The following is a 12,045-nucleotide window of genomic DNA, read 5'->3' on the forward strand; positions in this document are numbered from 1 at the left end:
TTTAATCTTTATTGCTCTGAACCCATTTTTACGACAACATCCACGTCGCCATCAGGCATCTCAAAATTGAAGCTTTGAGGCGCATAAGGCGCATCGCCATTCTTGTTTATACTTAGTTTTTTATTTCGCTTACCTTGAACCTGAATTGATTTGAATTCATACCCGGTTTGCGGCTCTACAATTACCTTCACCGATTCTCCTGCTCTGGCTTTAGTGGGAATCGTGGAAATCTGCCCATTTTTCACAGATCCTTTGATAGTAATTGCGTGCAACGGATTAGGAGTAGGCGTATTTCCTTTTGCAAACTCATATTCTTTTATCCGGCATATTTCTTTGCCATCAACGCTACCAATAAAGGAGATCAATACGCCCATTGTCCCTTTTAACCCGCCTACATCATTTAATAGCTTGTTATCGTCCAATCCAACTATTGGTAACCGAATGTCATGGTATTTTCCATCGGCACTCATAAAGCGGGAAAGTTCGAAAGTGCCCAGTTTTATGCGTTTGGTTTCGTCGTTAAAATCAGTCTTTGGAACTACCCATAGCGTTACTGAGGCACCGGGAGAAATCATCATCGCATTCATTCTGAAATTCAACTGATCCCTGTCCTCAATTTCCTTCTCACCAAAGTTCAGGTACTTAATTCCCACAATTGCATTCTCACCTGTAATCCCAACCAATGGATTCAATCCATCAGGGTTACGCTGTGAACCTGCTATTTTAATTTCATCTGATTTGTAACAAATCGTATTGATATTGTAGCGTTTAAAGGCATCCAGACCATTAGAATAAATCCCCTGAGAACTCATCTCCACTTCGGGAATTACGACTTTCTCACCTTCAATCCGAATTTCGATGGGTTCAATCATGGCTTGCCGATTGTAAGAGTTGCTTGTACTTTTGTGGTAAACCACATACCACTGGCCATTCACTTTTGCAATGCTACCGTGGTTATTTCCATAATCCCAGTTCTTGCCATTGTCAACGATGATACCGCCATAAGTCCAGGGTCCTTCAGGACTGTTGCTGTAGCAATAAGCTAAAGCCGGGTACCTGTCATTCGTCAAAGAGGACATGTTTGGAGAATAAACAAAAACATACTTACCCTCTGCCACTTTTTTTATTGAGGAAGCTTCAAATACCGTTGAGTACTTATTCATCACCGGATTATTCAAGGTTTTATAGACGACTTCCCGAGGGGTTATTTTTGTTCTTCGATTACTCTGCTTCTTTCCAGTAACCGGATCTATTATCGTATGCATATCTTCCGGGTCAATCTGTGCCCAACGATCGCCTTTTTTCTTTCCCCAAAAAGCATACACTTTTACGGATCCATCCTCTTGCTCATCAACCAAAACAGAAGGATCGAAAGTACCACCTTCGCTTGCGGGAGGCCAATCGCATACTACAGGGTTCGTAAATGGTCCTGTCGGGCTGTCACTTTCTGCCATAAAACACAGTGGCCCCAGATCGCAATAACCTGGAATAGCTCCGTCAGAACCAGGCAGCGGACCTTCCTTTCCATCCATCTTATAATCTTTCAGGAAGAAAGTATACAAATAGTATTTCTTTGTTATTGGATTATAGACACAATCGGGTGCTCCAAAATTAGCATCCTCTCTCTTCCCATATCCAATATCCCAAACCTGTTTTACATTAAATACTTCGCCGTGGTTGGTCCATTTTGTCAAATCGTCAACCGGAGCAGACCAAACATCGTGGCCATAACCACAATAATCGCTTACTATTTCATCGCGGGAACCATATATAAAAAGACGCTGTTCCCCCTTGTAACCAAACACGTGAGGTTCACCATCAGGAATAAAAGCGGTTGGTGGTAAAAATGGATTCTGAGCCAATAATGATTGACCGAGAAAAATTACCAATCCCAATGTTAGCACTATCAATTTTTTCATAATCCCATTTATTCATTAATTCTCAACATTCAACTTCTCAAGCCTCAAACACAACAAGCTAGCAATTAGCAATACACTCGCTTACAGCTTTTAATTTCATTGCACCACAACCCTCACTCTTGCCAAATTCTGAATGCGTGCAAAAGCACTTTCGGTGTTTCCTTCACGTTGTGAAGCCACTCTTACTGTAGGAAAATAGGTTCCAGGTTTCAGAAACTTGTAAGTGCGCTGAATCTCCAATTCTTCCTTTAGAGGTGATTCCAGTTCTTCGGCTATCGGATAGGTACCTTCGCCTTCAAAATCCCACTCAACAGCAACGATCTTCCCTGTTCCAGCAGGCACCTGAATGGCTGCTCGAAAATCAACTTCTTCTCCCACTTTCACGACAGCTTTGATGGTATCATTGGCCAATACGGATACGGTAGGTTGAATACCTTTCCGCTCATTTGCTGATTCCGGCACAATAACCTGCCCATCAACAATGGTGTAGTTAGTTGTTTTAGGCGGGTAAACCCCGTCTTCCACCCAGGCACTTAAATCGCGTAGTGCCTGTTGAAGAACCCCCAAATAACTAACCATATGTGTTGGATAATGCTGCTTTGAAAAATCTCCGTGATTAGCACGGTCGGTATACCACAACACAAAATGGTCATCGGCCTTGTCGCCCCAATATGCTTTCACCTGATCCCGGTACCAGTCGGCCTGCCATGGAAAAGCTTCCGTATCCCATAAATTCTCAAGAACAATCATTTTCCCCTCAAACTTACCTGTGGGCACAGCACCTGCAGCACCGCTTGTAAAGATTGGCCCGAGAATGATATTGCGCTGCGGATAAATCGGTGTGCCTTGATAATCGCGGAACATATCCCACACCTTATATTCGGGCCCTGGCACCTGGTGACGGTGGTAGGTTTGCGCTGCCAAAAAATTGGAGTTATCAACCACCAATTCATCACCAACTGTTACGCGAGCTAACTTTCTTTTTGAGGCTACTTCACCCAGGATTACAACATCACCTTCAATGCTTCGGGCTGCAAAATCTTTTCCTTTTGCGCGACCACTTAGCATACTCACTTCACCCCCCAAAAACTGCACTTTACGCGGAGCGGTTTCCAGTTGAAAGGCCAGAGGCAACTCGTTGCCTTTATCGTCGAGTGCCTTCCAGGCAGCGTCAGCGCTTCCGCGTGCCTGCCCGGGCATACTTTCAATTCCCAATCCCATGGCAACAGCATCAGCGGCATAGATTAATCTTTTAATTTTTGATTGATGCTGAAGTCTGCCTGCAACCAAAGATTTGGGAGGGTTGTATCCCAGATAGCCTTCTTTTTCCCAAAAATCGCTAAAGTAAGATTTGTCGGCCATCAGCATACCGCCATAAAGCGCATTAAAAGCGTGAATGCCCATTGTTTTATAGGCAACCCAGGCATGAGGAGGAAACCCCATTTTTGTCACCTCAGCCAAAGCTTCACGTTCTTCCAGGTTAAGCCCTTCGTACATATTGCCGCTTCCGCCCGGCTCCAACGCATCAACGATTTGCGGAAACTTATTTTGCAACACACGCATGGCGTGCATACGCACTGTAAACACATTGGGAATGGCCATTGGCGAACCAATAACAAAAGGCACCACACCATCCCAAATATCTTTTGTATTTTCAAATCCGCCGATTGTTCGGTAGGCTCCGCCACTTCCGCCAAAGGCATAGCCATAAGAACGATGATCGCCATACATTTCGACAGCTAACTCGCGCGAGTACATGGCGCAAATGGCATTGGCACCATAAGCTCCCAAAATTTTATCGCCGCCACCCAATGCGTTACCATCTTGTCCACCACCATTGGTTTCGATAAAGTAGGCGCCACTTTCGATGGAGAACCCGATTTTATCCTCTTCGCCAACAGCTCCCTGCGATAAGTTTTCGCTATCGGGAACCGGTGTGATGTACTGAAAGAAACGACCTTCGTATTGTTCCTTAGGAGGAAAGTAAAATGAAAAGCGTGTATCACGACCTTCGAATCCGCCATGCACGTAGCGGTGTCGTACAGGCTCATCGCGCCACTCATCTATATCGATATAAGGCTTGTTGAATAACGAGTCTTTAACCTGAACCAAAGGATCCTGACCCGAAGCAGTCTTTTCGTTTTTGTCAGAAGTGCTGCATGCTCCTAGCAAAAGGAGGACAAAAACAACAATTTGATATTTCATTTTATTCATAACCTGACGTTTAATACACTTTCCCAAACACCTTAATTCTATCAATTCGCTCTTATTCTCAGTTTAGTGGCATTCCCGGGATATATTGCTACATCCCGGGGCAATGCCAAACAAAAACTGATGATGAAAAAACTTGCTACAGTGATGTTATGCACTTAACATTCACTTTTGCTATTTCGTACCACTTTAAACGTTATTCTTTTAGGCCTTTCAACCATTCCAACTCTTTATACACTTCATCCATATGATATTTCCAATGAAACTCTTTATCATAGTTTTTCTGTTGGGTGTCGGAATAAGAATAGCCTAAATGATGCATCAGGGGTATGGGATCATAAACCTTCTCTGTTACTGCTACAAGCTGCTCCCAGTCTTTGATTGCCTCCTCCAGCCATTTGAGAGACTGTTGATGATAAGTGATATCTTTCGATGTCTTAAACTTCTGATAATAAAAAGCCGAGCGAAGTTTGTTGGCAAAATACAAGCCGATATACGACCATGCTTTAATGTCGGATGCCTCATATAACAAATCTACATTTTGAGCGACTCTCTTCTCATCCAATTCAGCAAGCTCTGCAAGAGCTTCATTACAGAAGTTTTCTACAGAATCGGCTAATTCTAACGGAGTTATCTTCCCGGCAACGTGCAGCTCTCCTTTTCTCACAAAATCCCTGACACCTACCCAAGATGGTTCCATTGGACGCTGACGAGCCAGTGTTTTTAAAGGTATTACTCCCATATCTTCCGTAACCAACTTGGCGAAACCTTCTGAATACAAGGTAAAATCCCATGTCGCATCCATGTAGGAAGCAACAACAAGTGGAACACGGCTCGCTTTCGTTTGGGCAGAATATAGCTGACTCCCGCTTTGGGGATATCGATGTGTAAATTCATTCTTGAAAAAGGAATCCGGAGTCGTCGGATCATAAAGTAATCTTCCCCACATCTTATAATACATCCATTGTCTTTCAAAGGCATATTTATTACTAGTCCCTGGCAGCGAAGTGATATAGTCTTTTGCCGGGATGTATGATTCTGAACCTAAAAAATACCCGCTGACATAAGGATGTAAGTTCTTTTCAATATGCTCACGTATAAAATCAGGTTGACCCCAACGCAATACAAAAAAGTCTTCATTACGGACTGTCCAGGCCATTGTATAACTTTCCGGCGTTGGATTCCAATAGGCATCAGAAAGGTCTCCACCGTGTACCTTAACCAAATTAGGTGTTGCGTGGCCATGCGACCAATTAAATTTAAATGGCAGTATCACTTTACCCTCCGAAACGCGATTAAATGCGTCTATCGTTTTTCTTGACCGCTCAGCAGTCGTTCTTAGTTTGTCGCCGCGTCCGGGAGAACTATTACTACGATAAATGAACTTGATTTTCCTTGAAGCCATCTTCATACCTTCAAGATAAGTGTCTTCTATCCACTGTTCTTTTTCATCAGCAGACATTCCCTGCATCGCTTCAGACAACGAAGTACCTATTCCTGTAAGATTTGGGTAAGTATCGATAACTGTTTTTATTGTTTCCCGGGTATAATCCTTAACAATCTCTGAAGTGTCCGTTTCCTCGGTGTTGTACTCATTGTTCAGACTATGAGTTGCTACTTGATGAATCTTGGCAAACTCTTTAGAAACGTGAATATTCCAGGTCACCAAATAGGTTTCAATGCCTCTGTCTTTGGCCATCTTGAACAAACCGTGCCAGAAATTTTGCCAATCTGCTAACTCTGTGTCGCTAAGCCCACAAGCTTCCGGATATTTCTCCGTTTTCACCATATAAGCGAAAGGATGCAGACTCCACAAGGTCAGTTTATTGAATCTGTTCTCCACCATCATGTCCAGAAATGATTCCCAGAAATTCAAATCACGGCACACATCCTTGTGAATCTCCAGTGCTTTACCATTTCGATAAGACCGCCAGGGCAAATTAAATTTGATGGCACGGAAATCAACAGCAGGGGTAATACTCTTTTCCTCTAGTTTCAGGTTCCCTTGTTCTGTCTGATCCTGAATATCCAGCAATCCGTACATAATTCCGACCGGAGAGCCGGCATGCAATTCCAATGCCTTATCGTTAATGGTAATCTCAAAGGACTCAGGCGCATATTTAATAGTATCAATCTCAGTTCGAATGATATAATCAGGATCTTCATTCATTGAACTGATACTAATTGAAGTCGATTTTTGTAACTGACTGACCGCATACTCAATTTCAGAGCCTACATTCTGAATATTCTCTATACTAATACGAACGGTTTTGTTGCTATTGGTACAGTTACCAAAAAACCAAAGCAGCAGGAACAGGGACAACCCAACAGATTTTTTTTTCATATTCTAGGTTTGTTTTAGTTTTCTATTTTGTGATTTAAAAGTAATGTCTCTGGTTTCAAAACATTTGTTAGCTAATCATGGTGTATCGAGCAGATAGATTTCCCCTCTCTTTTCACAGAGAAGGGATAAATTAAAAACCCCACGTATCTATCTATCAGAGTAAATAGTCATTAGATATTTTTAAACGAAAGAAACACAATACTATATGGAGGGAGTTGAACTTCTCCTGCTTTTATCTTTTCCCCTTTAAGTTCAGGTAAAGTCTCATCAGGATTTAATTCAAGTACCTTACCATTCAATTTTACCGTTTTTGTTAGCAGCTCATTTACAGTTTCTGGCTGAAGCTCATCACCTGTAAACAAATACTGCTCTGCCTTTGCAGGAATAGAAATAGAACATTCTGAATTCTTTGGGTTTACAATCATGACAGCCAAGCCGTTCGATGAATTTTTCAGATTATGAACAAAAACATCCACACCTTCAACTGGCAAACTTGCCTCATAGGCTTTGGTTCCCATTAGTTTGTTCCAGAGCAATGCTGCCCAATAGTTAGGCTTTGGTTCATACGTTTCCTGCTCAAGCAGTCCATATTCACTGGCACAAATCGTGTTATGCATTACAACCTTTACATTCTTTTTTGCTAACCTACCTAATTGTTCCAGGTAACGGAAACAATCCACATAAGTGGCAGCCAGGGGATTTCCGCCACAAGAAGCTTCAGCAGTTTCGGTCAACCAGATTGGAATACCCGGTTGGTATTTATCCCTAAATTCTTCATAATATTTTAGCCCAAGTTCAGTTTTGCTCAACCACTCTTCTGTAAGCGCATCCTCCGGAGTTTGTCTGCCAAAACACCTTTTTGATAAGACGCCATAATAGTGGTACGACCAAATATCAAAATTTGGTTTTGGTTCTGCTTCAAATATTTGATCCGTTGTTAGTGATATTCCTGGCATAATACCTCCTTCACCTGTTGAGCCCGGGCCTGCAATTTTCGTTTCAGGCATTGCTGAACTCATATAGCTTTTAAAAGCAGCAAAGTCTCTATCAAACCAGGCACCATCATATCCTTTTGGAGCACCACCATGACTAGCATGAGATGGCTCATTAAACATTTCGGCCATGGCTATTTCCCCTCCGATTGATTTGGTATAGTTAATCAGTGGTTTTATTTGGGCCGTAGTCCAGTTACCGTCTTTGTCTCTTATACCATCACTTATCGTAAAAGATGTTGTTAATTTACCGTCAACTGCCTCTACAAAATCAATGACTCCTTTCCACTGCTTTCGAGTCAAAACATTATTATAGCCCTCTGGAGCAGTTTCCAGTTTAGGTTTATCGTTATCCTGAAAATAAATTGTATTAGCCCAGAGTCCACTTACCCGAATGTAAGTTGGCCCCAAAGCAGAAGTAAGCACACGTAGTTTTTTTTCATACAGATTAATCGCCGGAATACTTTGTTTTAAAGCATCAAAACCACGTCCCCGTATTTTTGTTGAATCCAATTCATCATAGGGTATCCAAAATCTACCACCAACCACTTCGCACATTTCTAAATTAAATGACTGGTATCTTTCATCCACTTCGCCAACCTGCTTTAAATTTTTGAGAGTGAGCTTAATATTACATTCCAGTTGTTCTGGATAAAATGTAATATCCTTTAATTTAGCCTTTTCCGAACCATTCGCGTGGACATTATTAAAAATCAACAATGTCAGGATAAGACTAAAGATAATGTTCATTTTCATAGTTAAATATTTATTTTTTACTGAATATTTGTTTAATAATTCTCAAGTAAAGAGCCATGATAATATACTAGGCAAGCATTAAAAAGAACGACTTAAAAAGGTGTTGACTAAATTGATCGGAGCATCATGATATCACGTACAGAAGATATTCCCTTATCCCATCTAAAAAGAGAAGGAAAGAATTTGATAGTAATTAGAAAAACAGGGAATATAAAATCGTTTGGCTTGAAATGGCTATAACAATCAGATGTAGTAAATCATACTTCACGTTTGCAGAACATTTGCATGCATTTACGTTATGAGAAGAAAAGGGGAATAAGACTCCCCTTTTCACTGTCCTAACAAACTCTACTACTATTCTTTATCCTTTATTTGTATTCTTGTCGCATAACAATCAAACATGTCCATCATAGTGCCTTCCATGGTATCCTCATCAATCTTTTCTAACCAAATGTATACGTCATAACCACTTGCCACAAAATAGCAAGTAATATCATCTGGGTTTACTTCCAACCGGGTAAGCTTGGTTGGTTCTTTTCCTTCCGATTGGAAAGTACCCGTTAATTTACCTTCTTCTCCCTTTTTCAAGATCAGGGTTGAATGAGCATCTCCACTTGGAGTTCCTTCGGTGAGAATATCCCATTTTCCAACAAAGTAATCTTTACTGTCCTGGGCGTTTACACTAGTTGATAAAGCAATAATTGCTGCTGTAAATAAAAACATCATTAACTTTTTCATAACTCTATTCTTTTAATTAATTACAATGGTTTAAAATTTAAAATCTATTGATAATTCAAACTGCCGTGGACGAATTGCTGAAGCTACAACTGCATTTAACTGCTCTGCTTTTGCGGCATCCATTTGCATGGAATTAACTAAGTCACCTTTGATTCCTCTTTCATCCAAAAAGTTGGTTACTTTGAACTGAATCTGAACATTGCGACTCATTGTATAATCTATGCCTCCAAAACTTTCCCACCATGGGTTATATTCAACTGTATTTAATGCAGTTCCGTATTGTTTGCCAAAATAGCGTAGGCTTACCCAAGCTTTCAGTTTTCCTTTATAAAATTTGTAACTTGGATCAATTTCCAGTAATACTTTTGATAATCCGACTACTTGATTCTCTGAATAGTCGTAGGATCCTTCACCAGCCGGAACAGTCACTCCATAAGGCGTAGGAGTAGCATCGAATTTGTAGGCCAGGCTATAGTTTTTATACTTAGGATTCTGAAGTGTAACCAATAAATGAATATCGAAATTCTTAAATGGTTTAGCCATGATATCAGTTGTCCATCCTAAAGTTTGAATATCGTATAATTCCGGTCCAAAATCATCTCTCACCAATTGTGCTAATCCAGCCATTTGCCCCAGCGCAGACTCAGCGCTGGCATTATAAAGTGTTGTTTCCGAACTTTTAATATTTGCTTTTGTAATTCCGGTAACCTTTGAAACAATATTTAATTTGTTTCCTACATTATAATAGAGACCAGCTCCATACTTTGTCACAACAATTTCATTGTCTGTTGGTATTGTTGAACGGATATAGGTATTTCCTTCTTCCGGAATTGGAGTACCGTCAGGTCCACGTTTAGAGTCCCAAAAAATATCCCAATAAGAATTATAACATCCGTCAGCAATAAGTCCGAAATTTTTACCAATCTTATAAGTTAAATTACCAACGGCAACCTTATTGATTTTGTTATTTTGTTCATAGTCAATAAACTCAGACTCAACAGCTGGCTCATTTGAACTAAACTGATCATGTGTTTCTTTATAATTCTGATGCTCAATACGGAACCCTAAACCTAAATCAAGTCGGTTACCCAAAGAAAAGTCATCTGAAAAATACAACGCAGCTTTATTTACCTGATTATCATCCACAGAACCATTGTTTCCCGGGTTTAACACCGCTTCCGGATTCGTACCATCAAAATAGGTGATCTCAGTCCCGGTAGCCGTTCTTTGAGCCGAATAAATTCGAGGATTCGCTTCTACCGTCATCGTATACATCCCTTTTAAAGTTTCATATGCCCGGTGGAACATTTGGTATTGACCACCAACTCTTAATCGATGTGTTCCGATGTTCTTAGTGAACTGTAACCTGGAATTAGACATGGTAACATCCGCTTGAGGAATCAACTGATTCAAAGTCAACTGGCTGCCAATTCCACCATTCGCATCAGGATTAATATTCGTACTTAAAGGGAATATAACGGGCATAGTACCTTTCATTTTTTGAAAAAGCGACGTATATTCCATATTCCATCCATTATCAAACTTGTGATCACCTACCAAGTATATATTTTGTGAGATCGACTTGCTAAACTTATCATCAGACAGATCTGCTACCTTTGCGTTACCTTGAGAATCTCTGTAAGGAATTAATCCACTACCTGGAATATAGGAGTCTTTACCTAAATCAAAGTTGTCTAATTCAGAAAACTTGCCGTCACCTTCAGAACGAAGAGGTACGTAATTAGACATGATCATTTTTGCACCCACATACTTATAAAGTAGTTTAACCTGACCTTTGCCGTAGTCTTTTTGAATACCTGCTTTCATCATCTCAGTATTATCATACCAATCTGTGAATTGATAATTAATACCATTTCCCTTGTCAAAGTTTTTGTAGGCGCTTACAATGTACCCCCATCCACTCTTACTCAAAGGTCCGGTCATCGTAACATCATATCGGGAGGTTCCATTACTGGAAAGCAGGAGCGAAGCAGCCCCTCTGAACCTTCTGGAAGCATCACGGGTAAATGATCGAACAGGATTTCCTACCTTACCGTATAATAATGCTCCTTCTTCAAAAGAAAGAAGTCCCATCCGCGAGAGACTATTGTCATTTCTCCACGCGGCCATGGGATTTGTTGGAAAGAAGTAATAAACGACGGGAACGCCGTTTTCAGCAATAACTAAGTCCCCTCTAAATGGCAACCCAATATTCACTGTTCTTGGGCCTGTCGAGTTCTCAGCATTAAGCATGACGTTGCGGTTCTTTTCCTCTTTGTCTTTTGTTACATCTGCATGATCAATTGGAATAACAATCTCAATGCCAACAGAGTCTTGAACTACTTCTTGCGCTATAACCTTGACTGAAGACACACTAATAAGCGATAACGCACACAATAATAATTTTTTCATTCGTTTTAGTTTGATTAATGTTAAAAAATTCAATTCAAAAACTTTTCTTCATCATTTAGTTTAGAAATCTGTAATCAAAACTATGGAACGCCAATAGGAAAAGTGTGCGAATTTTATTTCCTAGACTAACTATACGTGCTGATAATAAAAAAAACCGCGTGTGGATTCTGTAGGCAATTAATAATCTGCCACTTAAAAGAGGTGATGCAACAATTTGGGAATTGAGAATAAAACCATTATTTTAGGGTTAAATGGTTTGAAAGTTGAAAATTGTCATCGCAATTAAGAGTAAATCTCGACGATACAACCATGAATAGCCTGTCTTCTGACCCGCTTTCTGTATGCAAAAGTATGCTTATATCTCCTGTAAACTCATTTTTTAACAAAAATGTGAATCAACAGCTCTGCAATTTCATTTTTAATTAACAATGAACGTATCAACTACGGCAAGCGAACATATCTCACGAGAATGAATTTTGTTATTCGCACTGACGACGTGTGATTGAGAGCTAAGCCATTTGAAATAGATTCCTCATTGCACGGGCAATAACAAGTTAAACGTTCTACTTTGCGATGCGCTTCCCTCAGCTTATAGATCTACATTTGTATTGAATCCTTACTGAGTCAAAAATAGAAAGCTAAATTTAAAACGCCTATCGCACCTGTAATAGAG

At 40.3% G+C, this 12,045-nt stretch carries 6 protein-coding genes; all 6 read right to left on the reverse strand.

The features are described from left to right. Window positions 1-8: 8 nt before the first annotated feature. The 6 genes from ACTB00_RS08405 to ACTB00_RS08430 all read right to left on the reverse strand — a co-directional run bounded on the left by ACTB00_RS08405 (window position 9) and on the right by ACTB00_RS08430 (window position 11,372). Window positions 9-1,919 (reverse strand): family 43 glycosylhydrolase, encoded by a 1,911-nt coding sequence (locus tag ACTB00_RS08405; RefSeq protein WP_463299467.1) that lies wholly within the window; start codon window positions 1,917-1,919, stop codon window positions 9-11. A 96-nt stretch (window positions 1,920-2,015) separates the two neighbouring features. Beyond that, on the reverse strand, window positions 2,016-4,133 hold the full coding sequence (locus ACTB00_RS08410) for a PKD domain-containing protein (protein ID WP_463299468.1): 2,118 nt from the start codon (window positions 4,131-4,133) through the stop codon (window positions 2,016-2,018). A 193-nt stretch (window positions 4,134-4,326) separates the two neighbouring features. Further along, window positions 4,327-6,474, reverse strand: a complete 2,148-nt coding sequence (locus tag ACTB00_RS08415; protein ID WP_463299469.1) for a hypothetical protein — start codon at window positions 6,472-6,474, stop codon at window positions 4,327-4,329. 170 nt (window positions 6,475-6,644) lie between these two features. Next, window positions 6,645-8,222 carry a hypothetical protein gene (locus ACTB00_RS08420; RefSeq protein ID WP_463299470.1) on the reverse strand — a complete coding sequence of 526 codons (1,578 nt, stop codon included), beginning with the start codon at window positions 8,220-8,222 and terminating at the stop codon, window positions 6,645-6,647. 354 nt (window positions 8,223-8,576) lie between these two features. After that, on the reverse strand, window positions 8,577-8,960 hold the full coding sequence (locus ACTB00_RS08425; protein WP_463299471.1) for a hypothetical protein: 384 nt from the start codon (window positions 8,958-8,960) through the stop codon (window positions 8,577-8,579). Between the two features lie 30 nt (window positions 8,961-8,990). After that, window positions 8,991-11,372, reverse strand: coding sequence for a hypothetical protein (locus ACTB00_RS08430; RefSeq protein ID WP_463299472.1), 2,382 nt, complete (start codon window positions 11,370-11,372; stop codon window positions 8,991-8,993). Window positions 11,373-12,045: the final 673 nt, after the last annotated feature.

The sequence above is a fragment of the Sunxiuqinia sp. genome, assembly GCF_055140945.1.

What these genes read in the sequence shown, in the direction of transcription:
- ACTB00_RS08430 (WP_463299472.1), bottom strand. Translation starts at nt 11,372, where the DNA reads ATGAAAAAATTATTATTGTGTGCGTTATCGCTTATTAGTGTGTCTTCA.
- ACTB00_RS08410 (WP_463299468.1), bottom strand. Translation starts at nt 4,133, where the DNA reads ATGAATAAAATGAAATATCAAATTGTTGTTTTTGTCCTCCTTTTGCTA.
- ACTB00_RS08420 (WP_463299470.1), bottom strand. Translation starts at nt 8,222, where the DNA reads ATGAAAATGAACATTATCTTTAGTCTTATCCTGACATTGTTGATTTTT.
- ACTB00_RS08415 (WP_463299469.1), bottom strand. Translation starts at nt 6,474, where the DNA reads ATGAAAAAAAAATCTGTTGGGTTGTCCCTGTTCCTGCTGCTTTGGTTT.
- ACTB00_RS08425 (WP_463299471.1), bottom strand. Translation starts at nt 8,960, where the DNA reads ATGAAAAAGTTAATGATGTTTTTATTTACAGCAGCAATTATTGCTTTA.
- ACTB00_RS08405 (WP_463299467.1), bottom strand. Translation starts at nt 1,919, where the DNA reads ATGAAAAAATTGATAGTGCTAACATTGGGATTGGTAATTTTTCTCGGT.